At 72.5% G+C, this 26,577-nt stretch carries 30 protein-coding genes; 13 read left to right on the top strand and 17 right to left on the bottom strand.

Going from position 1 to position 26,577, the window contains the following annotated elements; all coding sequences use genetic code 11:
- The first annotated feature begins 59 nt into the window (after positions 1-59).
- The 5 genes from ACS5RC_RS06810 (at position 60) to oxlT (ending at position 5,460) form a co-directional block, all read left to right on the top strand.
- Entirely contained in the window at positions 60-1,172 is a 1,113-nt protein-coding gene (locus tag ACS5RC_RS06810; protein ID WP_478343064.1) for an SPL family radical SAM protein, read from the top strand.
- Positions 1,173-1,199: 27 nt separating this feature from the next.
- The gene (locus ACS5RC_RS06805; protein ID WP_478343063.1) at positions 1,200-1,715 is read left to right on the top strand and encodes a 2'-5' RNA ligase family protein; all 516 of its coding nucleotides are present in this window, start codon (positions 1,200-1,202) and stop codon (positions 1,713-1,715) included.
- Between the two features lie 68 nt (positions 1,716-1,783).
- On the top strand, positions 1,784-2,494 hold the full coding sequence (locus tag ACS5RC_RS06800) for a phosphatase PAP2 family protein (RefSeq protein ID WP_478343431.1): 711 nt from the start codon (positions 1,784-1,786) through the stop codon (positions 2,492-2,494).
- A 112-nt stretch (positions 2,495-2,606) separates the two neighbouring features.
- Positions 2,607-3,911 (top strand): Gfo/Idh/MocA family protein, encoded by a 1,305-nt coding sequence (locus ACS5RC_RS06795; protein WP_478343062.1) that lies wholly within the window; start codon positions 2,607-2,609, stop codon positions 3,909-3,911.
- A 256-nt stretch (positions 3,912-4,167) separates the two neighbouring features.
- On the top strand, positions 4,168-5,460 hold the full coding sequence (gene oxlT, locus ACS5RC_RS06790; RefSeq protein WP_478343061.1) for an oxalate/formate MFS antiporter: 1,293 nt from the start codon (positions 4,168-4,170) through the stop codon (positions 5,458-5,460).
- 63 nt (positions 5,461-5,523) lie between these two features.
- Here the strand turns inward: oxlT and ACS5RC_RS06785 are convergent, their stop codons facing one another.
- The 10 genes from ACS5RC_RS06785 to ruvA all read right to left on the bottom strand — a co-directional run bounded on the left by ACS5RC_RS06785 (position 5,524) and on the right by ruvA (position 13,323).
- Positions 5,524-6,573: a PAS domain-containing protein gene (locus tag ACS5RC_RS06785; RefSeq protein WP_478343060.1), complete on the bottom strand. Its 1,050-nt coding sequence runs from the start codon at positions 6,571-6,573 to the stop codon at positions 5,524-5,526.
- A 175-nt stretch (positions 6,574-6,748) separates the two neighbouring features.
- The gene (locus tag ACS5RC_RS06780; RefSeq protein ID WP_478343059.1) at positions 6,749-7,729 is read right to left on the bottom strand and encodes a hypothetical protein; all 981 of its coding nucleotides are present in this window, start codon (positions 7,727-7,729) and stop codon (positions 6,749-6,751) included.
- Between the two features lie 95 nt (positions 7,730-7,824).
- Entirely contained in the window at positions 7,825-8,196 is a 372-nt protein-coding gene (locus ACS5RC_RS06775) for a ribosomal maturation YjgA family protein (RefSeq protein WP_478343058.1), read from the bottom strand.
- Positions 8,196-9,122 carry a DUF817 domain-containing protein gene (locus ACS5RC_RS06770; protein WP_478343057.1) on the bottom strand — a complete coding sequence of 309 codons (927 nt, stop codon included), beginning with the start codon at positions 9,120-9,122 and terminating at the stop codon, positions 8,196-8,198. The genes ACS5RC_RS06775 and ACS5RC_RS06770 overlap by 1 nt, the downstream gene beginning before the upstream one ends.
- A 64-nt stretch (positions 9,123-9,186) precedes the next feature.
- Positions 9,187-9,846, bottom strand: coding sequence for an alpha-ketoglutarate-dependent dioxygenase AlkB (locus tag ACS5RC_RS06765; protein ID WP_478343056.1), 660 nt, complete (start codon positions 9,844-9,846; stop codon positions 9,187-9,189).
- A 4-nt stretch (positions 9,847-9,850) separates the two neighbouring features.
- A complete protein-coding gene (locus ACS5RC_RS06760; protein ID WP_478343055.1) occupies positions 9,851-10,483 on the bottom strand; it encodes a 2,3-bisphosphoglycerate-dependent phosphoglycerate mutase in 633 nt (210 codons plus the stop codon).
- 198 nt (positions 10,484-10,681) lie between these two features.
- Entirely contained in the window at positions 10,682-11,479 is a 798-nt protein-coding gene (gene dapB, locus ACS5RC_RS06755) for a 4-hydroxy-tetrahydrodipicolinate reductase (RefSeq protein ID WP_478343430.1), read from the bottom strand.
- Between the two features lie 104 nt (positions 11,480-11,583).
- The gene (gene bfr / locus ACS5RC_RS06750) at positions 11,584-12,081 is read right to left on the bottom strand and encodes a bacterioferritin (RefSeq protein ID WP_478343054.1); all 498 of its coding nucleotides are present in this window, start codon (positions 12,079-12,081) and stop codon (positions 11,584-11,586) included.
- Positions 12,082-12,135: 54 nt separating this feature from the next.
- Positions 12,136-12,405 (bottom strand): (2Fe-2S)-binding protein, encoded by a 270-nt coding sequence (locus tag ACS5RC_RS06745; protein ID WP_478343053.1) that lies wholly within the window; start codon positions 12,403-12,405, stop codon positions 12,136-12,138.
- 306 nt (positions 12,406-12,711) lie between these two features.
- Positions 12,712-13,323 (bottom strand): Holliday junction branch migration protein RuvA, encoded by a 612-nt coding sequence (gene ruvA, locus ACS5RC_RS06740; protein WP_478343052.1) that lies wholly within the window; start codon positions 13,321-13,323, stop codon positions 12,712-12,714.
- Between the two features lie 188 nt (positions 13,324-13,511).
- Here ruvA and ACS5RC_RS06735 point away from each other — a divergent pair, with 188 nt between their 5' ends.
- Positions 13,512-14,126, top strand: coding sequence for a YceI family protein (locus ACS5RC_RS06735; RefSeq protein WP_478343051.1), 615 nt, complete (start codon positions 13,512-13,514; stop codon positions 14,124-14,126).
- 8 nt (positions 14,127-14,134) lie between these two features.
- On the opposite strand, the gene ruvC is transcribed toward ACS5RC_RS06735, so the two are convergent.
- A complete protein-coding gene (ruvC, locus tag ACS5RC_RS06730; protein ID WP_478343050.1) occupies positions 14,135-14,701 on the bottom strand; it encodes a crossover junction endodeoxyribonuclease RuvC in 567 nt (188 codons plus the stop codon).
- 187 nt (positions 14,702-14,888) lie between these two features.
- Positions 14,889-16,511, bottom strand: a complete 1,623-nt coding sequence (locus ACS5RC_RS06725) for an AMP-binding protein (protein WP_478343049.1) — start codon at positions 16,509-16,511, stop codon at positions 14,889-14,891.
- A 343-nt stretch (positions 16,512-16,854) separates the two neighbouring features.
- Here ACS5RC_RS06725 and ACS5RC_RS06720 point away from each other — a divergent pair, with 343 nt between their 5' ends.
- Both ACS5RC_RS06720 and ACS5RC_RS06715 read left to right on the top strand, forming a co-directional pair.
- Entirely contained in the window at positions 16,855-17,289 is a 435-nt protein-coding gene (locus ACS5RC_RS06720) for a phasin family protein (protein WP_478343048.1), read from the top strand.
- A gap of 28 nt (positions 17,290-17,317) precedes the next feature.
- Positions 17,318-18,205 (top strand): alpha/beta fold hydrolase, encoded by an 888-nt coding sequence (locus ACS5RC_RS06715; RefSeq protein ID WP_478343047.1) that lies wholly within the window; start codon positions 17,318-17,320, stop codon positions 18,203-18,205.
- A gap of 13 nt (positions 18,206-18,218) precedes the next feature.
- Here ACS5RC_RS06715 and ACS5RC_RS06710 read toward each other — a convergent pair whose 3' ends face one another.
- Both ACS5RC_RS06710 and ACS5RC_RS06705 read right to left on the bottom strand, forming a co-directional pair.
- Complete coding sequence (locus ACS5RC_RS06710) at positions 18,219-18,632, bottom strand: phage holin family protein (protein WP_478343046.1); 414 nt, start codon at positions 18,630-18,632, stop codon at positions 18,219-18,221.
- A 101-nt stretch (positions 18,633-18,733) separates the two neighbouring features.
- Entirely contained in the window at positions 18,734-18,910 is a 177-nt protein-coding gene (locus ACS5RC_RS06705; protein WP_478343045.1) for a hypothetical protein, read from the bottom strand.
- A 137-nt stretch (positions 18,911-19,047) separates the two neighbouring features.
- Here ACS5RC_RS06705 and ACS5RC_RS06700 point away from each other — a divergent pair, with 137 nt between their 5' ends.
- Positions 19,048-19,680: a hypothetical protein gene (locus ACS5RC_RS06700; protein WP_478343044.1), complete on the top strand. Its 633-nt coding sequence runs from the start codon at positions 19,048-19,050 to the stop codon at positions 19,678-19,680.
- 87 nt (positions 19,681-19,767) lie between these two features.
- Here the strand turns inward: ACS5RC_RS06700 and ACS5RC_RS06695 are convergent, their stop codons facing one another.
- A complete protein-coding gene (locus ACS5RC_RS06695; protein ID WP_478343043.1) occupies positions 19,768-20,664 on the bottom strand; it encodes a LysR family transcriptional regulator in 897 nt (298 codons plus the stop codon).
- A gap of 118 nt (positions 20,665-20,782) precedes the next feature.
- Here ACS5RC_RS06695 and ACS5RC_RS06690 point away from each other — a divergent pair, with 118 nt between their 5' ends.
- From ACS5RC_RS06690 to ACS5RC_RS06675, 4 genes are read left to right on the top strand one after another with little or no spacing between them, the layout of a single operon-like run.
- On the top strand, positions 20,783-21,736 hold the full coding sequence (locus ACS5RC_RS06690; RefSeq protein ID WP_478343042.1) for an ABC transporter substrate-binding protein: 954 nt from the start codon (positions 20,783-20,785) through the stop codon (positions 21,734-21,736).
- Positions 21,733-22,593: an ABC transporter permease gene (locus ACS5RC_RS06685; RefSeq protein ID WP_478343041.1), complete on the top strand. Its 861-nt coding sequence runs from the start codon at positions 21,733-21,735 to the stop codon at positions 22,591-22,593. Before ACS5RC_RS06690 ends, ACS5RC_RS06685 begins: the two co-directional genes overlap by 4 nt.
- Before the next feature lie 5 nt (positions 22,594-22,598).
- The gene (locus ACS5RC_RS06680; RefSeq protein ID WP_478343040.1) at positions 22,599-23,390 is read left to right on the top strand and encodes an ABC transporter ATP-binding protein; all 792 of its coding nucleotides are present in this window, start codon (positions 22,599-22,601) and stop codon (positions 23,388-23,390) included.
- Complete coding sequence (locus ACS5RC_RS06675; protein ID WP_478343039.1) at positions 23,390-24,304, top strand: polysaccharide deacetylase family protein; 915 nt, start codon at positions 23,390-23,392, stop codon at positions 24,302-24,304. Before ACS5RC_RS06680 ends, ACS5RC_RS06675 begins: the two co-directional genes overlap by 1 nt.
- Positions 24,305-24,341: 37 nt before the next feature.
- Here ACS5RC_RS06675 and ACS5RC_RS06670 read toward each other — a convergent pair whose 3' ends face one another.
- Positions 24,342-24,959 carry a TetR/AcrR family transcriptional regulator gene (locus ACS5RC_RS06670; RefSeq protein ID WP_478343038.1) on the bottom strand — a complete coding sequence of 206 codons (618 nt, stop codon included), beginning with the start codon at positions 24,957-24,959 and terminating at the stop codon, positions 24,342-24,344.
- A 116-nt stretch (positions 24,960-25,075) separates the two neighbouring features.
- The gene (locus ACS5RC_RS06665) at positions 25,076-26,242 is read right to left on the bottom strand and encodes an amidase (RefSeq protein ID WP_478343037.1); all 1,167 of its coding nucleotides are present in this window, start codon (positions 26,240-26,242) and stop codon (positions 25,076-25,078) included.
- Positions 26,243-26,577 lie beyond the last annotated feature (335 nt).

Raw genomic sequence — 26,577 nt, 5'->3', positions numbered from 1 at the left:
CGCGGCCCGGCAGCCGCGATAGAGTGGAGCTTGGCCTCGGGACCCGGTGTTCCCTCCCGATGGAACTCGACCTCGCGGCCCCGCCCGCCCGATCACGGGGCGCCGACCCCCAGCCGGACAGGCTCTGGCGCCCGCGCCGGGTGCTGGTGACGCCGGCGGCTCTCGACCACGCGCACGGCCGCGCCATGGCGGCGCGGGCGGAGGCCCTGGGGCTGCCGGTGGAGCGCCTGCGCGCCAACCGCCTCACGGGGCTCGCGCAGGAGAATCCGCGCCGGGCCTACGCCGAGGCGAAGGCGACCCTCGCCCTCGTCGTTGCGCCGCCGACGAAGCTGCGGCTCCAGCCGATCCCGCCCTCGGCGGATTGGCGCTTCGATCTCGCCGAGGGCTGCCCGGCCCATTGCCAGTACTGCTACCTCGCGGGCTCGCTCTCCGGGCCGCCGGTGACCCGCGCCTACGCCAATCTCGACGCCATCCTGGCCAACCTCGCGGATTACGCAGGCCGCGGCGGCGTCACCTCGGCGCAGGAGGCCCGCGCACATGAGGGCACCACCTTCGAGGCCTCCTGCTACACCGATCCCCTCGGGATCGAGCACCTGACCGGCTCGCTCTCGGCGGCGATCCGGCATTTCGGAGCCTGGGCGGCGCCGGTTCAGCTGCGCTTCACCACGAAGTTCGCGGCGGTCGAGCCCCTGCTCGATCTGCCGCACAACCGGCGCACGCGCATCCGCTTCTCGGTGAACGCCGCGCCGGCCGCGCGCTACGAGGGCGGGACGGCTCCGCTCGCCCGGCGACTCGCCGCGATGGGCGCGGTCGCGCGCGCCGGCTATCCGGTCGGGCTCACCATCGCGCCGATCCTGCCGGTGCCGGACTGGGCCGAAGCCTACTCGGCCCTGGTCCGCGACGCGGCCGAGGCGCTCGCCGGCGTGCCCGATCTCGATCTCACGGCGGAACTCATCACCCACCGCTTCACGCCCGGGTCCAAGGCGGTGCTGCAGGGCTGGTATCCGGGCTCGGACCTGCCCCTCGACGAGGCGGAGCGCACGCGCAAGCTCACCAAGTTCGGCTCGGTCAAGTACGTCTTTCCCAGGGACCTGATGGCCGAGATGCGGGCGACGCTGACCGGCCTCCTCGCCCGCGACCTGCCGGCCGCGCGCATCCTGTACTGGACCTGATGCGGGTCCGCGCCATCTCGCCCTGAGATGTCCGATGCCCCCCTCATCCTCACCCTCGCCTTCGACGACGCCACCTTCGGGCGCTTCGACGGCCTGCGCCGCCGCCACTTCCCGGAGGCGCTCAACCACATCCCCGCCCACGCCACCCTGTTCCACCACCTGCCGGGCGACCGGGAGCGGGGCGTGATCGAGACGGTGGCGAGCCTCGCCCGCACGCTCGCCCCGCCCGAGGTCGCGGTGACGGGCCTGCGCTTCACCGGGCGCGGGGTGGCCTACGTGCTCCAGTCCGAGGCGCTGTCCGGGTTCCGGGCCCGGCTGGCCGGCGCCTTCGACGCCCACCTGACGGCGCAGGACCGCCAGGGCTGGCGACCGCACGTCACCGTTCAGAACAAGGTGTCCCCCGAGACGGCCCGGGCGCTCCACGCCGCGCTGCAGCAGGATTTCGCGCCGTTCCACTTCACCGCGCCCGCCACCCTGCTCTGGCGCTATCTCGGCGGCCCCTGGGAGCCGGTCGCCCGCCTGCCCTTCGGAGAGAACGCGTGAACCCCGCCGAACGCCTCCCAGAACGCCTGCCCGAGCGCCTGCGCGGCAACGCCCTGACCGGACGTGCCATGCAGGTCTGGCTGCGGCTGCGCCTCAACGAGGTCGGTCCGCTGGTGGCCCTCCTGCTCGTGAGCACCCTCGGCTGGGGCTTCTTCTACCTCGCCGACGAGGTCGGCGAGGGCTCGACCGCGGCCCTCGACCGCAAGATCCTGCTCGCCCTGCGCAATCCCGCCGACCTCTCCGACCCGATCGGGCCGCGCTGGCTCGAGGAGACGATGCGCGACATCACGGGACTCGGCAGCGTCTTCACCATCGTGTTCCTCACGGGCGCGGTCGCGGCCTACCTCGCGCTCTCGGGGAAGCTGCGCATCGGCGCCTTCGTGGTCGGAGCGGTCGGCGGCGGCGAGATCGTCTCGACGGTCCTGAAGCTGTTCTACCATCGGCCGCGGCCGGATCTCGTGCCCCACGGCATGGAGGTGTTCACCGCGAGCTTCCCGTCGGGCCACGCCATGATGTCGGCGATCGCCTACCTGACCCTCGCGACCCTGCTCGCGCGGATCGACCGGCACCGGGGCGTGAAGGCGCTGGTGCTGTTCCTCGGCGTCGCCATGACGCTGCTCGTCGGGATCAGCCGGATCTATCTCGGGGTGCACTGGCCGAGCGACGTGCTGGCGGGCTGGTGCGTCGGCGCCGCCTGGGCCGCGCTCTGCTGGTTCGTCGCCCTCCAGCTCCAGCGCCGCGGCGAGGTCGAGGCGCCCGATCCGCCGCCACGCGCCTGAGCCACGCGCCCGACCTCCCGGCCGGACAGGTCGCCGCGGATCCGGAACCGGCCCGTGCCCGGCCCGATTCCCCGGACACCGCACCGATGCGGCACCGACGCGATAGAGGCTCATGGCAGACGATCCCACGCTCTCCCGCCGCAATCTTCTCCGGGCGGGCGCCGCCCTCACGGGCGCCATCGGGCTCGGCGGACAGGCGCAGGCCGCCGCCCCGCCCGGTCCCACGGTCCCGGCCGATACCGGCGCGGTGCAGGGCGGGCGGGTGATGTTCCCGAACTGGCGCGGCGAGGGCGACCGGCCGCCCGCGCCGATTCCCGCGCCGCAGCCGCCGGGACAGCGCGTCGGCTTCTGCATCGTCGGCCTCGGCCGGCTCAGCCTGGAGGAGATCCTGCCGGCGTTCGGCGAGGCCAAGCGCGCCCGGGTCGCGGCGGTGATGTCGGGCTCGCCCGACAAGGCGAAGCTCGTCGCCCAGCAATACGGCGTGCCCGAGAGCGCGGTCTACGGCTACGGCGACTGGGACAAGCTGCGGCAGAACCCGGACGTGCAGGCCGTCTACGTGGTGACGCCGAACGCGGTGCACCGGGACAACGTGCTGGCCGCCGCCAAGGCCGGCAAGCACGTGCTCTGCGAGAAGCCGATGGCGGCCTCCTCGGACGAGGCCCGGGAGATGATCGCCGCCTGCGAGCGCGCCGACGTCCGGCTGATGATCGCCTATCGTTGCCAGTACGAGCCCTACAACCGCGAGGTGGTGCGGATCAGCCGCTCCGGCCAGTTCGGCAAGCCCCGGATGATCCAGGCCTTCAACGGCCAGACCACGGGTCTCCCCGAGCAGTGGCGCCTGCGCCGGGCGCTCTCCGGCGGCGGATCGCTGCCCGATATCGGCCTCTACTGCCTGAACGGGGTGCGGGCGCTGCTGGGCGAGGAGCCGTCCCAGATCACCGCCCAGGTCTTCTCGCCCCCCGACGACCGCAAGTTCGCGGATGTCGAGGAGAGCGTGAGCTTCACGCTCTCCTTCCCGTCGGGGGCGATCGCCCAGTGCCAAGCGAGCTACGGCGTCCACGAATCGCGCCGCCTGACCGTGCATAGCGGCGGCGCCGAGATCGACCTCGAGAACGCCTTCGCGTATCGCGGCCAGAGGCTGTTCGTGACGCATCGCGACGGCAAGGCCGTGGTGCGCGACGAGCGCGTGCTCGGGCAAAAGAACCAGTTCGCCCTGGAGATGGACCATTTCGCCCGCTGCATCCAGGAGGGCCGCCGCCCCCGCACGCCCGGCGAGGAGGGCCTGCAGGATCAGGTTCTGATGGAGGCGATCTACGAGGCGGCCCGCACCGGGGCGCCGGTGAAGGTCGGACCGCCTGCCGGTGCCGGCGGCGGACTCGACGTCACCCGGGGGCCCGAGCCGGAGGATGCCGGCTAGAACTCAACGCGATTACGTTCGAGAAGTCGGGATAATCCCGGGTTTATCCGAAATCCTCGAAAAAATTCATTCGGGATCGGCAAGAAAATTCCGATTGCAAAGTCCCTCTTCCTTACAAATACTGCATACCAGCGTTCGCCGCCTGGTCTTCCGACCGGGTGGCGAACGTCGGCTCAAGCATCGACCGGGTGGGCGATCCGAACCTGCGAAGTTCGGACGAAGAACCGCGTGCCGGCGAGGGAGAAGGAGACATTCTATGACATCCTCCGCCGCGATACGCGCCGAGGCAAAACCCGTCGCGGGCCGCTGGATTCAGCTCGGGCTCGGCGTGATCTGCATGGTGGCCGCCGCCAACATCCAGTACGCCTGGACCCTGTTCGTCCCCGAGATCCAGAAGACCTTCGGCTGGGACCGCGCCGCGATCCAGGTCGCCTTCACCATCTTCGTCGTGGTCCAGACCTGGCTCACCCCGATCGAGGGCTACTTCATCGACAAGTACGGCCCGAGCCGGGTGGTGATGTTCGGCGGCCTGATGACCGGCCTCGCCTGGGTGGTGAACTCCTACGCGACCTCGCTCTCGGGCTTCTATCTCGGCTCGGTGATCGGCGGCATCGGCGTCGGCTGCGTCTACGCCACCTGCATCAACAACGCGCTCAAGTGGTTCCCGGATCGGCGCGGCCTCGCGGTCGGCCTCACGGCGGGCGGCTACGGCGCGGGCTCCGCGCTCACCATCCTGCCGATCGCCAACATGATCGCGCAGGGCAGCTACGCCAGTGCCTTCTTCACCTTCGGGCTGATCCAGGGCTCGGTGATCATCCTGGCCGCGATCATGATGCGGGGACCGGGCAAGGAGGAGGTGCGCTTCTCGACCACCGTGCAGCAGAGCCGGCGCGACTACACGCTGGGCGAGGCGCTCGCCACGCCGGTGTTCTGGGTGATGCTCCTGATGTTCACCTGCACGGTGACCGGCGGCCTGATGGCGGTGGCCCAGCTCGGCGTGATCGCCCAGGATCTCGGGGTGAAGAACTTCCAGGTGAACCTGTACTTCTTCGCCATGGCGGCGCTGCCCTTCGCCCTGATGCTCGACCGCATCATGAACGGGATCTCGCGTCCGTTCTTCGGCTGGATCTCGGATCGGATCGGCCGCGAGAAGACGATGTTCATCGCCTTCGCGATGGAGGGCATCGGCATCGTCGCGCTCGGCTACTTCGGCTCGAACCCGTGGGCCTTCGTGATCCTGTCGGGCATCGTGTTCCTGGCCTGGGGCGAGGTCTACTCGCTGTTCAGCGCCACGGCGGCCGACACCTTCGGCTCGAAGCACATCGGCAAGATCTACGGCGTGCTCTACTGCGCCAAAGGTGTCGCCGCGCTGTTCGTGCCGGTGGGCAACCTGCTGATGCAGGCGACCGGCACCTGGGCGACCGTGCTCTACACGGTGGCCATCATGGACCTGATCGCCGCGACGCTCGCCCTCGCCGCCCTGCGCCCGATGCTGAAGGCGCACCATGCCCGCAACGGCCTGCTCAACCCCGTGGCCGCCGGCCACTGAGCCGCCGGTCCCCGACCCGCACGGCCGGCAGCCCCCGATCCTTCCGGATCGGGGGCTTTCGCGTCAGTACCGCACGACCGCGATCGCGTTGCCGGACGTGATCAGGAAGCCGATCCCGGCCCGGCGCAGGGCCGCGACGGCGAGCCCCCGGCTCCGCGCGAGGCTGCCCGGATCGTCCTCCTCCAGGCGCCGGATCGTGGAGAACGACAGCCCGCTCGCCTCGGCGAGGTTCATCATCGACCAGTCGAGAAGCGCACGCCCCGCCCGCAGGTGCGTCCCGCCGATCCCCGATTCGAGACCGTCCCGGACCACCGCGTCGACCGCCGCGAGCTTGGGGCCGCCGACGCGGGCGGCCACGGTCGCCCAGGTCTCGATCCGGCCGCGATCGTCGCGCATGGGCGCGTAGACGAAGCGGAAATCCGCCTGGCCCCCATCGGCCAGGATGAGACGCTTCTCGGCCTCGAACGGCCGGCCCGCGGCCATCATCGCCCGGACGTGGTCGCGGGTGCGCTCCCGGTCCTCGGCCACCACCACGCGGGTGCAGTCGGCCCGGAACTCCTCCTGCGACAGGCCGGTGAGGCTGAGGAGCTCCTGCGAGCCCACGCGCTGGGCCTCGGCGTAGAGGGCGGCGTGGGTCCAGCACTGCGTCTGCTCGAACAGGGCCCAGCGCCGTCGCCGCTCGTCCCGATGGGCCCGCGCGAGGGCCTCCCGGTCCGTCACGTCGAGCAGGACGCCCGAGGCCGCCCGCGGGCGCCCGTCCGGGCCGACGGAGATCGTGCCCCGGCTCGCGACCCAGACGACGCTTCCGTTCGGACGGACGAGCCGGAAGCGGTGGGCCTCGAGGAGGCCCCGCATCACCTCGCCGGGGCTCTCCAGCATCGTCCGATCCTCGGGATGCACGAGGTCGAGGAGGCGCCCGTAACCCGGCACGAGGCCCAGGCCGGTGAGGCCGAGAAGCCGCACGAGGCCCGGCGACCAGCTCTGCGCGCCGGTCGCGAAGGTCCAGTGCCAGGAGCCCGAGAGGCCCTCGGCCTCGATCAGGTCGAGGAAGGCCCGGGCGGAGAAGTCCGTCCCGACATTCCCGGGCTCGCACGTCCCGCGTTCCGACGTCATGGGCCTCCGTGCCCGAGGGCGCTGCGAACGCCTCTCCATAGCGACCCGTTCACGGCTCGGCCACGGGAGCGCGCCGCATTCCGGAGGATGTCGATCCTATAACGGCCGGCCGAATACGCCCGGCGGCAGCACCGGGACGCGCTGCGCGCGCGCGGGTTTCCCGGATCGCAGGGAGTCACTTCACCTGAACGCTGTCGACGACCTCGCGGAACTTGGCGAGCGTCGCCTGCCGCTGGTCCTCGCGCACCACGCCGAGCGCGCGCAGGTAGCCGTCGGCGGCGAAGCGGATGGTCTGCGACACCACCACGGGCGTGTTCGTCGGCACGTCGACGGCGCGGGCCACGATCTCGTGCCAGTCGACGCCGTTGTTGCGGTAGCTCTGCGCGCGCTCGATCACGAAGTCCTTCATGGTCTGGTTGGAGTAGAGCGCCGCGCGGGCGAAGCCGTCGCGCTGCTCGGCCGTCGGGGGCTGCTGCACCGCCTGGGCCAGGACCAGGATCGGCTGCTCCATGTTCGTCATCTGGTCCTTGGGCCCTTCGGTGAGCAGCACCGAGTTCCCGGCCAGCACCCGCACCGGCCGGAAGCCCGCCGGATCGGTGATGCGGAACGGCAGCGCATCGACCTGCTGGGCGAGCGTCAGCGCCGGCCGGATCGTCACCCCGGTGACGAGGGCGCGCATGCTGGCCTCGGTCTCCGCATCCGGCAGGGATTGCCCGATGATCAGGCCGGTCACGGTCGGATCGCCCACGAGGAGCAGCAGCTTGCGGATCGCGGGCGCCTGCGTGGCCGGGTCGCTCGGCTGCTCGCCGGTGAACAGCATCGCCTCGGCCTCGCCGATCTTGAGCGGCTCGCGCTTCTCCACCGCGAAGCCCTGGCTCAGCAGGTTGGCGTCGGTGAAGCTGGCGACGAGTTCGGCGAAGGCGTTGGGCGGCAGCTCGACCACCGAGAGCGTCGCTCCGCCCTCCCGCCGCTCGAAGCCGGTGAAGCGGCGCGAGGGCACCATGTCGGCGGGCGGGCTGAAGCCGAAGCGCGAGCCCGGCGGATAGACGCTGTCGGCCGCCGCCACCCCGGCCGGCACGGAGAGCGCCGCCAAGGCCAGCAGGGCCGGACGCCGCAGGCCGCGCAGCAATCCGAGGGAGAGGCCGAGAGACCGCATCACGCGCCGCACCGACATACGACCTGACTTTCCGCTCGCGGGCCCGTCCGTTGGGCCGCTCCGGATGCGATGCGTCGGCCCGCTAAGGGCCGCTGTCAAGCGGAGCGCCGCCGCAGGCCGAGCGCCGCTCCCGCGATGCCCGCCGCGTAGGCCAGGAGGTTCCACGGGGAGAACAGGCGCCCGAGCAGGAGCTGGCCGGCCAGCGTGTCCCGGACTGCATCGAGCCAGGGGGCGTGGACCAGCCGGAGACCCTCCACCGCGGTGGCGATCGCGGCCGCCGCTCCGATGCAGGCCGTCGGCCCCCATGCGGGCGGGCGCAGGCCCACGACCAGCAGGAAGACCATCGCGCCCCAGAGCACGCCGCCTCCGTAATGGTGCGCCCAGAGCGGGAGCCCCCAGGGCACGAGGCGCAGCAGGAGACCGGCCGAGATCACGAGGCCGGCCGCCACCCCTGCGCGCCGCCGCATCAGGGCACCCCCGCCACCGGCGCCCCGGGGAGGCCGGGCCGGCGCGGCGGCGCGATACCGGCGACCCGGGCGACCAGGGTGTAGGAGACGATCATCAGCAGGAACCACGAGCCGAGCTTGGCGAGCGGGACCATCGTCCAGCCCGCCGCCTGATGCGGGTAGAGCCAGGTCCCGGTGAACGTCCCGATGTTCTCCGCAAACCAGATGAACAGCGCGACCAGGACGAGGCCCAGGAGCAGCGGCATGCGCCGGTGGCGCCGCCAGACCTTGAAATGGACGGTGGCGGGCCCGAACAGCAGCGCCGCGGCCCCGATCAGGCCGACCCGGAGATCGAGGTCGCGCCGGCTGAGCAGGAAGTTGGCGTAGATCGCCAGCGACAGGAGCGTGAGCGCGCCGAGGCCGGGATGGCGGGTGAAGCGGAAATCGAACAGGCGCCAGACCCGGGCGAGATAGCTGCCCACCGCGGCGTACATGAAGCCCGTGAACAGCGGCACGCCGCCGATCCGGAACAGGCTCGGCTCGGGGTAGATCCAGCTGCCGACGGCGGTCTTGTGGATCTCCATCACCGTGCCGATGACGTGGAAGGCGAGGATGACCCGGGCCTCCTCCAGAGTCTCCATGCGGGTGGCCAGCATCACCGTCTGGATCAGGATCGCGGCCAGGAACAGGGCATCGTAGCGGGCGAGCGGCGCCTGGGCCGGGTATGCCAGCCGGGTCGCGATCAGCAGCGCCAGGAGCAGGCCACCGAACAGGCAGGCCCAGCCCTGCTTGATCCCGAAGCGCAGGAACTCGTAGAGGCCGGCCGTCCAGGGCCCGCGCGCGATCGCTTGGGCGCCGAGGCGCCGCTCGGTCCGGACGAAGCGGGCGATCGGCGGCCAGCTCTCCGCGGCGCTCCGCGCCGGCTCGTGTCGCTCCGGTCTTCCCATCGCATCCCCTCTGCGGATCGGGACCCGCCGCCTGCGCCGCGCGGCCGGGCTTGGCGTGTCCGGGTCAGCCACCCGCCGGATGCGTGACCCGCCGCAGGGTGAGGTTGCAGCGCCAGCCCGCGGGCAGGAAACCGGGCGCCGCCGCGCCGGAGAGCAGGTCGCCGGCCGGGAGGATGCGGTCGATGCCGTGGAAGGCAAGGCGCGAGGCGCCGCCGAGCACCAGGGCGTCGCCGGGTTCGAGCCGGACCGAGCGGGTCGGGTCGCGCCGGCCCGTGCCGCCGTAGCGGAACAGGGCGGGCGCGCCGAGGGAGAGCGAGACCACGGGCGCCGCGCGATCCGCCTCGTCCCGGTCCTGGTGCAGCCCCATCCGGGCGTCCGGCGCGTAGAGGTTGATCAGGCAGGCCTCGGGCGGGTGCGGATAGCCGCCGAGCGCGTCCCAGGCCGCGCGCAGGATCGGCGGGAGCGGGGGCCAGGGCGCGCCCGTCTCCGGATGCGTCGGCTGGTAGCGGTAGCCCGCCGGGTCCGAGACCCAACCGAGGGGGCCGCAATTCGACATCCGCACCGAGAAGGGCCGGCCGGTGCGCGGCATCCGGGGCGCGTAGGGCGGCGCCTCGGCGAGCACCACGGCCACCGCGTCGGCGAGCGCGGCGGTGGCCGCCGCGTCGAGCCAGCCCGGATGATGGATCAGGCCCGGCGCGAGGGCGATGCCCAGGGGCGTGTCCACCGAATCAGTTGTCGATGTCGCGCTCCAGCACGGATTTCGAGGCGACGGTGGTGTCGGCCTTGAGGCGGTAGACCAGGGGCACCCCGGTGGCGATCTCCAGCCCCGCGATGGTCTGGGTGTTCATATGGTCGAGCACCATCACCAGCGCGCGCAGCGAGTTGCCGTGCGCGGCCACCAGCACCCGGTCGCCCGCCATCACGCGCGGCAGGATCCGCTCGATGTAGAAGGGCAGGACGCGCGCCGCGGTGTCCTTCAGGCTCTCGCCGCCGGGCGGGGGCACGTCGTAGGAGCGGCGCCACAGGTGGACCTGCTCGGCGCCCCAGCGGGCGCGCGCGTCGTCCTTGTTGAGGCCCGACAATTCGCCGTAATCGCGCTCGTTCAGGGTCTGCGACCGGATCACCTCGATGCCGGTGAGGTCCATCTCCTCCAGCATCAGCGCGCAGGTGCGCTGCGCCCGGCCGAGATCGGAGGTGAAGGCCACGTCGAAGCCGTAGCCCTCGCTCTTCAGCCAGCGTCCGGCCTTGCGGGCCTCCTCGACGCCGAGCGCCGTGAGGTCCGGGTTGCGCCAGCCCGTGAACAGGTTCTTCAGGTTCCACTCGCTCTGGCCGTGGCGAGCGAGGACGAGCAGGCGGTCCATCGATCTTCCTCATGAGGCCGGGTCGCGCCGGCCGGTCAATGTCCCGGGGCTCCTAGCAGAGCCGGTGCCGCGATCCCAAGCGCGCCCTGGGGATGGCTGGCGTGCCGTCCCGGGCGGCGCCACCGGGTCGTCGCCGCAAGCCTTTGATGGTGCAGCAAGTCTTGCCGGAAGCCCGCGCCCGTCCCGGACCCTGCGGGCTTACAGCCCGAGCACGTCTGTCATGGAATACAGGCCCGGCGGCTTCGGATGCGCCCACAGCGCCGCCTTCACGGCGCCGCTCGCGAACAGGCCGCGATCCTCGGCGTGGTGGCTGATGGTGATGCGCTCGGAGGGCCCGGCGAAGATCACGCTGTGATCGCCGACCACGCTGCCGCCCCGCAGCGTCGCGAATCCGATGTCGCCGGGCCGGCGCGCGCCGGTATGGCCGTCGCGGGTGGAGACCCGCACCTCGGGCAGGCTCACCCCGCGGCCCTCCGCCGCGGCCTCGCCGAGCAGCAATGCGGTGCCGGACGGCGCGTCGACCTTCATGCGGTGGTGCATCTCGGCGATCTCGATGTCGAAATCGGGCCCGAGCGCCGCCGCGACCTTGCGCACCAGGGCGGCGAGCAGGTTGACGCCCAGCGACATGTTGCCCGAGCGCACGATGCGGGCGTGGTAGGCCGCCGCCCGCAACGCGGCGAGATCGTCCTCCTGGAGGCCGGTGGTGCCGACCACGTGGACGATCCGGGCCTGCGCGGCGAGCTCGGCGTAGAACACCGTGGCGGCGGGCGCCGTGAAGTCGAGCACGCCGTCGGTGGCCGCGAAGGCCGCGAGCGCGTCCTCGGTCAGCGGCACGCCCAGGGGGCCGAGCCCGGCCAGCGTGCCGGCATCCTGGCCGATCAGGTCCGAGCCCGCGCGCTCGACCGCGCCCGACAGGGTGCAGCCCTCCGCCTCGGCCACCGCCCGCACCAGCATCCGTCCCATGCGCCCGCCGGCGCCCACCACCACGAGCCGCATCGTCACCCCGCTCCGTCGAGAGCCTGATCGTCAGGGCCGGTCCCGCGGGACCGGATGACCCGTCGTCGAGACCCCGGCCGGATCCGCGACGACGGGGCGCCGCCTCACTCCGTCTCGGGGGCGATCTGCTCCAGGCCGCCGATGTGGCGCTGGGCGTAGAGCGGCAGGCCGATCTGGGCGATCAGCTCGAGCTGCGTCTCGAGGAAGTCGATATGGCCCTCCTCGTCCTCGGCCAGATCCTCGAACAGGCGCTTGGTGACGCGGTCGTTGATCGAATCGCAGTACTTGGCGGCCTCGAGATAGAGCGAGCGGGCCTCGTTCTCGGCCGCCAGATCGGATTCGAGGATCTCCTGCACGTTCTGGCCGATCCGCAGCGGATCGAGCTCCTGCAGGTTCGGGAAGCCGTCGAGGAACAGGATCCGGTCGATGAACCGGTCGGCGTGGTTCATCTCCTCGATCGATTCCTTGCGCCAGAACTTGGCCAGATCGACGTAGCCCCAATCGTTCAGCATGCGGAAATGGAGCCAGTACTGGCTCACCGCCGTCAGCTCGCTGCGCAAGCCGCGATTGAGGTACTCGATGACCTTGGTGTCGCCCTTCATGCCCTGAAACTCCCCGCGTGACCCGGCGAGGGGCGGGCCAGCCGTGTCACGGCTTCAGGCGGCGATCCCCTCGTCCGCAGGCTGGACCTTTCCCAGACTGCACCCGCTCGCGCAACCCGCCGTGCAGCCGTGACCGGTCTCGGCGATCGCATCCTCCAGCGCCTTCTGCAGGATCGACCGGATCGTGCGGGCGCAGCGACCGCATTTCGGGCTGCAGCCGAGGCAGGCATAGACCTGGGCCGGCGTGCGCGGGCAGGCCGGGCCGGGATCGAGGCAGCCGCGCACGGCGCCGTCGGACAGGACGTTGCAGGAACAGACGATCATCGGATCCGAAAACCCTGTCCTCCGGTTCCCGGCCGCGCGTTCTGCCCGGCCGTCGCGGAGACATGAGAGTCCCGCCGCGAAGCTCCAGATCCGGCAAAACGATGCAGGCCAGATTAGAACTCTTGAAAACTAGAGCGTTTTCAACGCTTTAGCGGGCGGACACATGACATCCGGCAGCCCGCGGGTCAAGCGCGTCCGATCGATTCGGGCACGATCGGATGGGCCTCGGCGGCCCAAGATAGCGGGATGGTGAAGAGCGGGAGGGCCTGTCCCGGAACGCCGCCTCGCCCGGACGGCCATCCGGCCTCAGCGCGCGAGTTCCTTGAGGCCGAGGCGGATCAGCACCTTGGCCTCGGCCTCCTCCCCGGCGCTCCGGAGGGCGGCCGCCACCGCGGCGGCGGCCTGGACCTGCGGGTAGCCGAGGTTGGTCAGCGCCGAGACCGCGTCGGCCACGGCGCCTGTCGGGCCCTCGACCGCGCCGCCGATCGCCGCGAGCGTCGGATCGAGGGGCGCGAAGGACGGCGTCTTGTCCTTCAGCTCGGCGACCAGCCGGGCGGCGAGGCGCGGGCCGACCCCGGGCGCGCGGGCGACCGTGGCCTTGTCGCCGACCGCGATGGCGTTGCCGAGCGCGTCCGGCTCCAGCACCGAGAGCACGCCGAGCGCGACCCGGGCGCCGACGCCCTGCACGGTCTGGAGCAGGCGGAACCACTCGCGCTCGGCATCCGAGCGGAAGCCGTAGAGCCGGATCATGTCCTCGCGCACATGGGTCTCGATCGAGAGCTGCGCCGGCTCGCCCACCGCCGGCATGCGCTGCAGGGTGCGGGCCGAGCAATGCACCACGTAGCCGACGCCCTGCACGTCGAGGATCACGAAATCCTCGCCGAAGGAATCCACCGTGCCCTTGAGCTTCCCGATCATCCGGTCCCGCCGATCCGTCCCGCGCCCGGTGACTACAGAACCCGGCGCCCCAATACCATGCGCGGCGTGCGCGCGGTGTCGGAGGACGGCCCGCGCTTGAGCGCGGCCGAGCTTCGTGAAATCAGAGGGGCCCCTCGCCGCCGGGCCGCGCCCCGGCCGGATCAGCCCCCGAGCCCCGCGGATTGCCGATGCGCCGGACCACCCTCGCCCTCGTCGCCGGGCTTCTCCTGACCGTCCCGGCCGCGGCCGAAGCCCCGGCCGGTCCGACGACGGACCCGACCCAGGTGCGCGCCGGCGCCTACCGGCTCGATCCGGCCCACGGCAAGATCACGTGGTCGCTGAGCCATCTCGGCTACTCGACCTATTACGGCCAGATCACCGACGTCTCGGGGCAGGCGACCCTCGACCCGAAGGACCCGGCGAAGAGCCGCCTCAGCGTCACCGTCGGCATCGACAGCGTGAGCGGCCTCAATCCCAAGCTCGACGCCCACCTCAAGACGCCGGACTTCTTCGACACCCAGAAATTCCCGACCGCGACCTTCACGGCGACCGCCGTCGAGCCCACGAGCCCGACCACGGCCCGGGTGACCGGCGACCTGACCCTGCGCGGCGTCACGAAGACCATCGCGCTCGACGCGACCTTCAACCAAGCCGGCATCAGCCCGGTCGACGAGCTCTACACGGTGGGCTTCGACGGGCGCGCGGTGCTCAAGCGCTCGGATTTCGGCATCAGCGCCTTCCTGCCGATCCTGGGCGACGAAGTCACGCTCCGGCTCGAGGGCGAGTTCAAGGCGGCGGAGTAGCCGCCCGCCTATCCCTGCCGCGCCAGCGCCGCCGCGATCCGCTCGGCGGCGCGGCTGCCGGTGCCGGCCGGCAGGTGGGCGCGCTTCAGGGCATGGGCGTCGCGGTGGTTGATGTGGGTGATGGCGATGGCGAGCGCGTCGGCCGCGTCGGCGAGCTTGAACTCGGCCTTCGGCAGCAGGAAGCGCACCATCGCCTGGATCTGCGCCTTGTCGGCATGGCCCGTGCCGGCGACCGTCTTCTTGATGAGGTTGGCCGCGTACTCGAAGACCGGCACCCCGGCCAGCGCCGGCACGAGGAGCGCGATCGCCCGCGCCTGTCCGAGCTTCAGCGTCGCCTGCCCGTCCTTGTTGACGAAGGTCTCCTCCACCGAGACCTCGTCCGGCCGGAAGTCCGCCACCACCCGGGTCAGCCCCGCATGCAGCTCGCGCAGGCGCAGCGCGAGCGGCAGGTCGCCGTCGGAGGTGACGACGCCGCAATCGACGTAGCTGAGCTTCGAGCCCGTGACCGTCACGGCGCCCCAGCCGGTGCGGCGCAGGCCCGGGTCGATGCCGAGGACGCGGATGGGGTCGCTCATGGAATCGCCTGGGATCGCCTGGGAGGCCGGCGCGCCGGCCGCCCCTCGAGCGCTACGCACATATCGTGAACGGCGGGTTTCGCCAACGCGGTCGGACGGATCGCCGGCCCGGTGTGGCGCGAACCGGATCCGGAGGGTCCCTGCGGGAGGCGGATCCGGGCTTCGCTCCACCCGAGCGGGGCACGGATCAGAGGCCGCGGGCCTGGTCGCGCAGGACGAATTTCTGGATCTTGCCGGTGGCGGTCCTCGGCAACGGGCCGAACCGCACCGTCCGAGGCAGCTTGAAGCGGGCCAGCCGCGCGCGGCAGAACGCCAGGATCTCGGCCTCCGTCACCGCGGCGCCCGGCTTCAGCTCCAGGAAGGCGCAGGGGCTCTCGCCCCAGGTCGGGTCGGGCCGGGCCACCACGGCGGCGATCAGCACCGCGGGGTGCTGCGTCAGCACCTCCTCGACCTCCAGGCTGGAGATGTTCTCGCCGCCCGAGATGATGATGTCCTTGGCCCGGTCCTTGATCTCGACGGCGCCGTCGGCGTGCCAGACCGCGAGGTCGCCCGAGCGGTACCAGCCGTCGCCGAGGGCGGCCCGCGTGGCGGCCGGGTTCTTCAGGTAGCCCTTCATCACGGTGTTGCCGCGGATCAGGATCTCGCCGACGCTGGTTCCGTCCCGCGGCAGCGGCTCCAGGGTGACCGGATCGGCGACGACCAGCGCCTCGACGGTGGCGAGCGGCGCGCCCTGGCGGGCCATGCGGGCGTAGCGCTCGGCGGGCTCCAGGTCCGCCCAATCGGGCTGGGGCAGGCCGATGCTCGCCGGGCCGTAGCTCTCGGTGGCGCCGTAGAGATGCGTCACCCGGAAGCCGAGATCCTCCATGCTGCGCAGCACGCTGGAGGGGGGCGCCGCGCCGCCGGTGGCGCAGCGCACGACGTGGTCGAACGCCACCCGCGCCTCGGGCGGCGCGTGCGCGATCATCGAGAGCACGATCGGCGCGCCCGAGAGATGGCTGACCCGGTGCCGGGCGATCAGCCGGAAGATCGCCGCCGGCTCGACCTTGCGCAGGCAGACCTGGGTGCCCCCGGCCGCGACCACGGCCCAGGGATAGGACCAGCCGCTGCAATGGAACATCGGCAGGGTCCAGAGATAGACGCTGTCCGGCCCGAGCCCGAAGGCGACCGCGTTGCCGAGCGCCTGCAGATAGGCGCCGCGATGGCTGTAGACCGCGCCCTTCGGGTCGCCCGTGGTGCCCGAGGTGTAGAGCAGGCAGAGCGACTGCCACTCGTCGTCCGGGCCCGCCCAGGCGAAGTCGGGATCGCCCTGCGCGAGAAGCCCCTCGTAGTCGAGGGCCCCCGCGATCGTGCCGTCGCCCGCCACCGCGACGACGCGGGGCGGCTCCGGCAATCCGGACAGCGCCTGCGCGGCCAGCGCCGCGTGGTCGGCGTCGACGATCAGCACCCTGGCGCCGCCGTGCCGGAGCGAGAAGGCCAGGGTCGCGGGATCGAGCCGGGTGTTGAGCGGGTTCAGCACCGCGCCGAGCATCGGCACCGCGAAATGCGCCTCGATCATCTCCGGGACGTTGGCGGCCAGGATAGCCACCGTGTCGAGGCGCCCGATCCCCTGGGCCCGGAGGGCCGAGGCGAGGCGGCGGCAGCGCGCGTAGAGGTCGCGGTAGCTCAGGCGCCGGTCGCCGTCGATCACCGCGACCGCCTCGCCCGAGGCATGGGCCGCGCGCGCGAGGAAGCTCACCGGCGTCAGGGGGACGTGATTCGCAGGGCCGCGGTCGAGATCCGTCTCGAACGGATGCGGATCCGCATGGATCATGGCCGGTCCCGTGCTGTCCGGATGGGGAGGGTTGGCCCTCCGATCTTGGGCGGCAGGGTGTTGCGGCGCTCCCCGCTCTGTCAAGGCGGCGGCCGGCCCGGGCGCGGACCGACGCCGGGGACCGCGCGTCCGCGGCAGGACCGCCCACGGCGCACCGGAGCGTGGAACGCGGGCGCCCGGCCCGGCATTGCCGCGTCGCAGCGCGCGCATGCAGGCCGTTTTGGCGGTGCGACAGGACCGCGTTCGCCGTCTTGTGTGCGCCGCAACATGCCCTTGATCGCGGGCGCGCCGGGCGTCAGAAGGACCGGGCGCCGCGAGGCGCCGAAAAGTGGGGCCCACCATCATGACCACAGAAGGCCGCCGTTTGGCCGAGACCGGGATCGCCCAGGCCAAGCAGGCCTACGAGCGCTGGGCCGAGGCGGGCGAGATCGCGCTGAACGCCTTCGAGGCCTCGACGGGGCAGGCCCTGGCCGGGCTGCGCGGGCCGTCCGAGGGCGCGGAGGCGCGCACGGCCGGAAGCGTGGCCGCGGCGACGCGCGGTTGGGCGGGCCTGCGCGAGATCGCGCAGCACGTGCTGGTCGCCTCGGACACCAACATGCGGGCCGGGTTCGATCTCGCCGAGAAGCTGGCCCGGGCGACCGACCTCAGGGAGGCCGCCGAGTTGCAGAACCGCTTCCTGCGGGAGCAGGCCGAGCGCCTCTTCGCCCAGATGACCGACCTGCAGCAGACGGCCCTGCGGGTCGCGCGCGCGGTGGCCCAGCCCGAGACGAAGCCGTGAGGGGCAGGCTCCGGCCGGCGTCCCGCCCATGAGCCAGGCCGCCAGTTCGGCCGAGGTGCCGTTCCGGAGCGGCCGGACGCTCGGCTTCGCCACGGGGCGCTTCCACCCGCTCGCCTATGTCGAGTGGGGCGATCCCGATTGCCCCCACGTGATCCTGTGCGTGCATGGGCTGAGCCGGCAGGGCCGGGATTTCGACGTGCTGGCCCAGGCCCTGGTGCGGCTCGGCTACCGCGTCGTCTGCCCCGACCTGCCGGGCCGCGGGCAGAGCGGCTGGCTCGCCGACCCCGAGCAGTACGGCCTGCCGCAATACGCCGCCGACATGGCCGCGCTGATCGCCCATCTGGGCGTCGCGCGCCTCGACTGGATCGGCACCTCGCTCGGCGGGCTGATCGGCATGGTGCTGGCCGGCGCCGAGAACACGCCGATCCGCCGCCTCGTCATCAACGATATCGGGCCGTTCCTGCCCTGGGCGCCCCTGCGGGCGATCGGCACGCGTCTGCGCGAGGCGCCCCGCCACCACGCGACCCTGGACTCGGCGGAGGCGCGTCTGCGCGAGGCGCTCGCGAGCTTCGGCCCGCTCACGGACGCGCAGTGGCGGAGCCTGACCGAGCACAGCTTCTACCCCGCGCCGGGCGGCGGGTGGCGCCCGCATTACGACCCGGCGATCGGCGTGCCGTTCCGGCCGGGCCGGGTCTACAACGTCAGCCTCTGGCGCGACTGGGACGCGGTGCGCTGCCCCGTCCTGCTGCTGCGGGGCGCCGAATCGGACCTCCTGCGCGCCGAGACCGCCGACGAGATGACCCGGCGGGGGCCGCGCGCGACCCGCGTCGAGATCCCGGGCTGCGGCCACGCGCCCGCGCTCCTCGCCGACGATCAGGTCCGCATCGTGACCGACTGGATCGGGCCGGCGCGGTAGGGCCGGCCGCGCATCAGGACGCCCGGTCTCGCACCACCGCGCGGGCGGCGCGCTCGGCCTGCCGCATGGTCCGCCACGGCTCCAGGCTCGACAGGGTCAGGCGGCGCGCCCCCAGGGCGCCGAGGATCGCCGTCGCGACGAGGAAGGGAGCCGCGACGATCAGCGCGGCGATCGCCTCCGAGCCGATCAGCGCCGCGATCATCTTCACGGCGGCGTCGAGGAACACGAAGAAGGCCGTCACCAGGAGGACGACGATCGTCCCGAGCGCCGCGAGCAGGCCGACGAGCGCCCGGATGTTGCCGTCGATCTCGACGCGGGCGAGGGCGAGGGTGCCGCCGACGAGGCTGCCCGCCTCGCGCAGGGCCGCGAGCATCAGGACGACGACATTGTCAGAGGGCGCGTCCGATCCCGAAATCCGCTCACGCATGACCGCCGACGCCGCTCCTCACCGCCCGGCAGCCGCGCCCGGCCGCAACCAACGGGGGCGGCGATCAGGCGTTCCGGACGGCGGCCGAGGCTCGGCCGCGCTCAGAGCGCGCGGATCGCCTCGGCGATCCGCCGCTCCTCGGCCTCGTCCAGCCGCACCGGCTCGCCCGTGTCGTTGGGCAGGCCGCGGCCGGTCTGCGCGATCGTCTCGTCGCGCGGGCGCCCGCTCTGCCCGTCCGAGATGGGCGGCTCCTTCGAGAGTTCGGTCTCGTCCGGCATGGGATGCGCCTCCGCTGTTCCTGCCGGTTCAACCGGGGGAACGCCGGTTTGTGCCCAAACGCCGATCAGCCACAGGAGGCCCAGGGCACGGGGGCCGGGCGGATCGAGCGGGCGGATCGAGCGAGCGAATCGAGACTGTGTTCGTCTCCGGTTGTCCAAGGCCAAGCGGAACCATTAACTTGGCCGTTCGTTCTGCGATCATGGAACACTTCAGATCCACGATCGCGACGGCCTCGGCTGCTGTGCTGGGTTTGGTCGCAGCCGCGCATATCCTGCACCCGGGCAATTTCGAGGCGCAGCCCCGCCCCGCTCGGCCCGTGCCCGTCGCGGCCGCGCCGGCCTGGGTGGATCCGCCGAAGCTGTCCGCCGGGGCCGGCCCGGCACAGGCGCACGCTATGCGCGATGTGGAGGCGCTCCTGGTGCCGCGCCTGACGACCGCGCTGGCGGCGGATGCCACGATGACCCCGCCCGCCGCCGCGCTGGTGTCGCCCGCCGCACTGGTATCGCCCGCCGCGGCGACGGCGGCGCCCCTCACCACCGAGCTCGCGGCCCGGCCGCGGCGCGTCGAGCGCGCGCAGCGCCGGAAGCAGGCCCAGCGCGGCGCCCGCATCCGCCAAGCCTCCTTGCAGAGCGCCGCGGATCGCGGGACGGCGCCGGCAGCTGCGGCGGTCGCCGCGCCGGTGAACCGGCCGGCCGCCGACCCGGCGCCGGTCAGGAGCGATCCGATCGGCGACCTGATCCGGGGCCTCGGCCTCGGGCGCGACAGCTGACGGGATGTCCGCCGCCGCGCCCGGCACAGCGAGGGGGCCGTGGCCTGCCGGCTCGCCGCCGTCGCGGCTGACCGACCGAGCCTGACGTCAGGTGGTCTCCCGATTGAGCCGGACGACGAGCTGGTCGGCGAACTTGGCCGCCGCCACCGGGAGCGACCGGCCGCGCAGCTGAGCGAGAGCCAGGGTCATGGGGGTCAGATCGCGGGCGTCGATCGGGCGGCTGTGCAGGCGCGGGTCGTCGGGGATGCCGTTGGGGATCTGCAGGCTGACCATGTCTTCCCGCAGGACGAGATTGCGCAGGAATTCCAGCGAGCCCGATTCGACGACCGGGCGGAGCTCGACGCCGCGCCGGGCCAGCGCGTGCTCGATATGATGCCGGATGGCGAGGGAATGGTCCGGCAAGGCCAGGGCATGGGCGAGGCAGTCGCGCAGCCGAACGGGCCCCGTCTCCCCCGCTAGGGCGTGGCCCGCCCGCATCAGGGCGTACAGGGTCTGGTGGCCGGAATAGAGAAGATGCAGTTCCGCCGAGGGCGGCGGCTGCAGGATCAGGGCGAGATCCGCCTCGAAGCCGATCAGCGCCGTCACCGCCTGCGCGTGGTCGCGAACCTGCACGGTGAAGCCGACCTGCGGAAAGCGCGCGCGATAGGTCTCCACCTCCTCCGGCACCACCTGGGTCACGAAGGCTTGGCTACAGGCCAGCGCCACGTGCCCCCGCCGCACTCCCGACAGGTCGGCGATCTGGGAGCGCACCCGGTCGAGGTCCGCGACTTGGTCGCGGATGTGGCGGGCGAACAATTCGCCGGCCGCGTTGAGGCGCATCCCCACCGGGAGCCGCTCGAAGATCGGCGTGCCGAGCTCGTACTCGAGATCCTGGATCTGCCGCGTGAGCGCCGATGGGGTGATGTTCAGCCGCTCCGCCGCGCGCCGGATCGAGCCGGCGCGGGCGACCTCGGCGACGTAGGTGACGGTGCGCAGGTGCTTCACGGGCCGATCCTGGATGTGTGTTGCCTGAAACGCAACGGCTCGCTCAGAAAATAGCACTTCCACGCAACGGCTTCCCCTCCTAGCGTCCTCGGTCTCAGGACTCTGCAGGAGCCGTTCGATGATCCGCCGCCGCACCCTTCTGGCCGGTCTCGGGGCCGGCCTCGCGCTCGGACGCCTGTCCGGCGGCGCGCGCGCACAGGGCGCGCCCGTGACGATCCGGATGGGGTCGCTCAAGCTGATCCACTCGATCGCCCCGAGCTTCTACGAACGCTTCACGCCCCCGGGCGTGCGGGTGGAGGTGGTGCCCTTCGAGAGCCCGACCGAGTGCAAGAACGCCGTCGTCACCAAGTCGGTCGATTTCGGGACGTTCGGCATCGCCGCCGCGACGCTGGGGGCCGCCGCGGGCGAGCCCCTCGTGGTGATCGCCTCCACCTGCAATCGCGGGATGGCGGTGATCGCCAAGAAGGATTCCGACATCCGCGCCATCAAGGATCTGCGGGGCAAGCGGGTCGCGATCTGGCCCGGCAGCACCCAGGAGGTCTTCGTCCTGGAGCGGATGCGCATGGAGGGCCTGTCCGTGAAGGACATCACCCCGGTGCGGGTCTCCTTCTCGGAGATGCACATCGCCCTGGCCCGCGGCGACGTCGACGCCTATGTCGGCGCCGAGCCCGGACCGGGCGTCAGCCTGGCCTCGGGCGTCGGGCAGCTCGTCGAGTATCCCTACGGCACCGAGATGGGCGCCCTGAACATGGTGTTCGGGGCCCACCGCGACACGCTGGCCGAGCGGCCCGACACGGTCCGGACCATGCTGGAGATCCACCGCAAGGCCACGGATTTCGCCGCCGGCGACCGCAACGCGATGATCGCCATGGCGGTGGCCAAGCTCGGCCAGAAACGCGACGCGCTCGAGCTCTCGGCCCCGAACGTCGAGCTGACCTGGCGCCTCGGACCGAACGAGGTTCGGCAGGCCGAGGCCTACGCCCAGCACATGCTCGCGCTCAAGCAGATCAAGCGCCTGCCCGAGCCCGGCTTCATCGACACCCGCTTCGTCGACGCGATGGGGCCGGCGTGACCACCGGGATCGAGGCCGGCGCCCTGCCGGCACCCGTGTCGGCGCGCGCCCCGGGGGCCGAGCGTGGCGCCATCGGCCTCGCCCGCCTGCGCCGGCTGGCGCTGGCCTGCGTGGTGCCTGCGATCCTGGTCGCGGTCTGGCAGGTCACCACGGCGGGCCGGCCCTACAGCCTGATCCCGCCGCCCGCCGAGGTCTGGGCGGAATTGCGAGACCTCGCGATCGGCGGCGTCAACGACGACGCCTTCAGCGGCACCCTGTGGACGCACCTCGCGGCCTCGCTCGGGCGGGTCTACGGCGGGTTCGCGCTGGCCGCCGCCGTGGCCCTGCCGCTCGGGCTGCTGATCGGCCGCGTCCCCCTGATCCGGGCTCTCCTCGATCCCGTCCTGCAGATCCTGCGGCCCGTCCCGGTCACCGCGTGGCTGCCGCTCGCCATGATCCTGTTCGGCCTCGGTCCCCGCTCGGCCTTCTTCCTGGTGTTTCTCGGGGCCTTCTATCCGGTGCTGATCAACACCGTGTTCGGGGTGCGCTCGGTGGAGCCGCGCCTGTTCGAGGCCGCCGCGATGCTGGGATGCACCGGACCGGCGCAGTTCGCCCGGGTTGTGCTGCCGGCGGCGCTCCCGTCGATTTTCACCGGTCTCCGGCTCGGCCTCGGCTTCGCCTGGGTGGTGATCGTGGTCGGCGAGATGACCGGCGTCCAGACCGGCCTCGGCGCGATCATCATGGAGGCGCGCCAGCTCTCGCGCACCGAGATCGTGATCTGCGGGATGGCGGTGATCGGGGTCGCGGGGTTCGTCTCCGACTGGCTCGTCACGCTCCTCGGCCGCCGGCTGCTCTCCTGGAGCCCGACCCATGGATGAGGCCGATGGCTGACCCCACGATCCCGATCCTCGACATGCGCGCGGTCTCGAAGGTCTACGCGGCGAACGGGCGCCGGACCGAGGCCCTGCGCGAGGCGAACCTCACCGTGTCGCGCGGCGAGTTCGTCTGCCTGCTGGGCGCCTCGGGCTGCGGGAAGTCGACGCTGCTGCGCGTGGCTGCCGGCTTCGAGACGCCGAGCTCGGGCGCCGCCCTGATGTGGGACAAGCCCATCGCGGGCCCGGGACCGAGCCGCGGCATGGTCTTCCAGGATTACGGCCTGTTCCCGTGGCTCACCGTGCGCGACAACATCGGCTTCGGTCCGAAATCGCGCGGGCGGCCCGCCGCCGAGGTGCGCGACACCGCCGAGCGGTACATCGCGCTGGTCGGCCTCCAGACCTTCGCCGACGCCTATCCGCACCAGCTCTCGGGCGGCATGAAGCAGCGGGTCGCCATCGCCCGCGTGCTCGCCAACGAGGCCGAGGTGGTGCTGATGGACGAGCCGTTCGGGGCCCTCGACGCCATGACCCGCGAGCGGCTGCAGGACGAGCTGCTCGATCTCTGGTCGCGCACTGGGCTGACGATCCTGTTCGTCACCCATGCCATCGAGGAGGCGATCTTCCTGGCGGATCGCATCGTGATGATGTCGCCCGGCCCGGGCCGGATCGAGGCCGTGCACCCGATCGACCTGCCGCGGCGGCGCGACGTCTCGAGCCCGGCCTTCAACGACCTGCGCCGGATGCTGGCGGCGCAGCTCAACAGCCACCACGCCCCGAGGGCCGCGGTGGCGGCCGCCTGATGGACGCTCCCCCCGACGATCCCCGCAGGCCGGAGAATCGGCTCGCCTACCGGGCCGCCATCGACCGCCCGCGGCTGGCGCTGCCCGGCGGGAAGCACGTCGCCGTGTGGCCGGTGGTCAACGTCGAGCACTGGCTGATCGACCATCCCATGCCGCGCCAGATCCTGGTGCCGCCGACCGCGGCGAGCCTGCTGCCGGACCTGCCGAACTGGGCGTGGCACGAGTACGGCATGCGGGTGGGCTTCTGGCGCTTCCTCGACGCCTTCGCCGCCCGGGGCATCCGCCCGACGCTGTCGATCAACGGATCGGTCTGCACCGCCTATCCGCGGATCGCGGCGGCCGCGCACGAGGCCGGCTGGGAGTTCATGGCCCACGGCTTCCACCAGATCCCGACCCACCGGGTCGCCGACGAGGCCGCGATGATCGCCCGCACGGTCGCGGCGGTGCGCGGCATCACCGGGCAGGCGCCGCGCGGCTGGCTCGGTCCAGGTCTGACCGAGACCCTCGATACGCCCGATCACCTGCGCGCCGCCGGCATCGAGTATGTCGGCGATTTCGTGGTCGACGACCGGCCATGCCGGGTGGCCACCCGCGCGGGGCCGCTCGTGGCGCTGCCCTATTCAGTCGAGCTGAACGACATCCCGATGCTCGCGATCCAGCACCACCGCGCCGACGAGTTCGTGGACCGGGCGCTCGCCAATGTCGACCGCCTCGCCGCCGAGGCCGCGGGCTCCGGCCCGCTCGGGGGCGCCAAGGTGATGGGCTTCGCGATCCACCCCTACATCACCGGCGTGCCGCACCGCATCGGCCTGCTCGAACGGCTGCTCGATGCCCTCGTGGCGCGCGACGACGCGGTCTTCATGCAGGGCGGCGAGATCCTCGACTGGTATCTCGCCACCGGGGACGAGGCCTGATCCGCCATTCCGGCCCGGGCCGCGCCGCCGTCCCGCCTCACCCCGGCTCGGCGGCAGGCGCGCGCCGCTCCCCGTCCCGGGCGAGCAGGAAGCCGCGCAGCATCGCGTAGGCATCGGCGCGCCGCGCGGCGCGCCAGTCCCGGTCCGTCAGATCCCGATCGAAGATGACCGACAGGGTGTGCACGTTCGCGAGATGGAACTGCGTCAGCGCCACCATGAGGACGTAGAGGCGCAGGGCGTCGAGATCTGGATTGAGCTGTCCCGACGCGGCCCCGCGTTTCAGGAGCCGGTCGATCATGGCGAGCGTCGGGGACGAGATCTCCCGGATCGAGCCCGATTGCCGCAGGAAGCGCGCCTTGGAGAGGTTCTCGTTGCTCAGCAGCCGCACGAGGCCGGGATGGGCCTCGAAATGGTCGCTCAGGAAGTCGAACAGCGCCAGCAGGCCCCCCAGCGGGTCCGATCGTTCGACGTCGAGCTGCAGTTCCGTCCGGCGCAGCTCGCCCAGCGCCGCCTCCAGGACGGCCACGTACAAGCCCGCCTTGCCGGCGAAGTGGTGGTAGAGCATGCGCGGATTGACCCTGGCCTTGGACAGGATGCGCTCGACGCGCGCGCCGGCGAAGCCGTGCTGCGTGAACTCCGTGCGCGCCGCGCGCATCAACCGCGTCCGCGTGGTGTCGGGCGCCGTGCCGGACGATCCCGCCCGGGAGCGTCCCGCGCGAACGGCGCGCGCGGATGTCTCGGGGGGCCGTCCGGGGACCGTGCGAGCGGCCGTCACCCGAACAGGCTCCGGGCGGTCGCGAGGAGCGCCGCGTCGGAACCGGCCGCTCCGATCAGGGAGAGCCCGACGGGCGCGCCCATCACCGCGGCGGCCGGCACCGTCACCTGGGGCAGGCCGGCATGGCCGGCGATCGCGGTGAGGGGGAGGGCGCGCGCGTAGAAATCTCCGATCGTGGCAGCGTCGGCCGCGCGCGGGAGACCGGGCGTCGGGGAGGTCGGCACCACGAGGGCCGTGCCGGGGGGCAGGCACCGGCGCAGGCGCTCCCGGATCGCCTGCCGCAGCGGCTGCCACCGTGCCACCTCCGCGGAGGTGATGCCCGCCGCGTCCGCGAAGCGCTCCGAGATGGACGGGCCGAACCGGGGATGGACTGCGGCGATCCACGGTCCGAGGCTCTGCCAGATCTCCCGGCCCTGCAGCACCCGGTAGGCCTCGCGCCACGCCTCCGGCCCCTCCTCGAACAGCGCGATCGGGTCCCCCGTCGCGATTGCGGGGGGCAGGGCCGCGCGCAGGGCCTCGGCGACCGCGGCATCGGCGAGCCCGAAGGCGTCCGTGGCGATCAGGAACCGCTTGAGCGGGGCCTCGCTCCGCCCGCCGAGCAGGACCGAGCCGACCGTGGCCAGTGTCCCGGCCTCGCGCGCGAACCAGCCGACGGTGTCGTAGCTCGGCGCGAAGGGGACGACGCCCGCGAGGTCGATCCGGCCATGCGTCGGCCGGAAGCCGTAGAGGCCGCAGAACGCAGCCGGGATGCGCACCGAGCCTCCGGTATCGGTCCCGAGCGCGATGTCGGCCGCCCCGGACGCCACCGCCGAGGCCGAACCGCTCGAGGAGCCGCCGGGCAACCGGTCGGGGGCCGCCGGATTCGGCGGCGTTCCGTCGTGGACGTTCGCGCCCTCCAGGCTGAAGGCGAGTTCGTCCGTGACGGTCTGTCCGACGACGGCGGCACCGGCGCCGCGCAGGGCCGCGACCGCGGGTGCGCAGGCCGAGGCCGGCGCTCGGCCCGCGCGCCAGTCCGGGTTGCCGGCGCCGGTGACGAGGCCCTCGACGTCGATCAGGTCCTTGACCGCCAAGCGCAGCCCATCGAGCGGGCCGGATGCCGTCGGTTGCAGGACCCCACGCGGCCCGGGGACGAAGGCGTCCGATCGCGAGGCGGGCCGGCTCACGGGCAGGGCGCGCCGCGGCCATCCGGGACGGCAGGGGCCGAGGGGCAGGCGCCCGCGGGCGCTCCCGCCGCGCACGAGGCCCGCGCCGCAATCGTCCTGGCCGGCACGATCGTCATGTCACCCTCCGGAATCCGCGCTCCAGGGCGGAGCGCTGCAAATCGCCGACCAGATCGCGCTGCCGCGAACGCTCGCCCGGTCCGTGCCGGCAGCGGGCCGGGAATGCCCGCCGCTTCGGCAGATCGCCGGCGCAGGCTGCCAGGTAAATGGTCACTTACCTCGGAGGACGCGCGCCGGACGCGTGATTCGCGAGCGCGGTCAGGGGATTGGATGGCTGG

This window comes from Methylobacterium sp. HJ2 (assembly GCF_056431005.1).
Note: the sequence above shows the minus strand (reverse complement) of the source record. Positions and strands in the feature narration are given on the sequence as shown.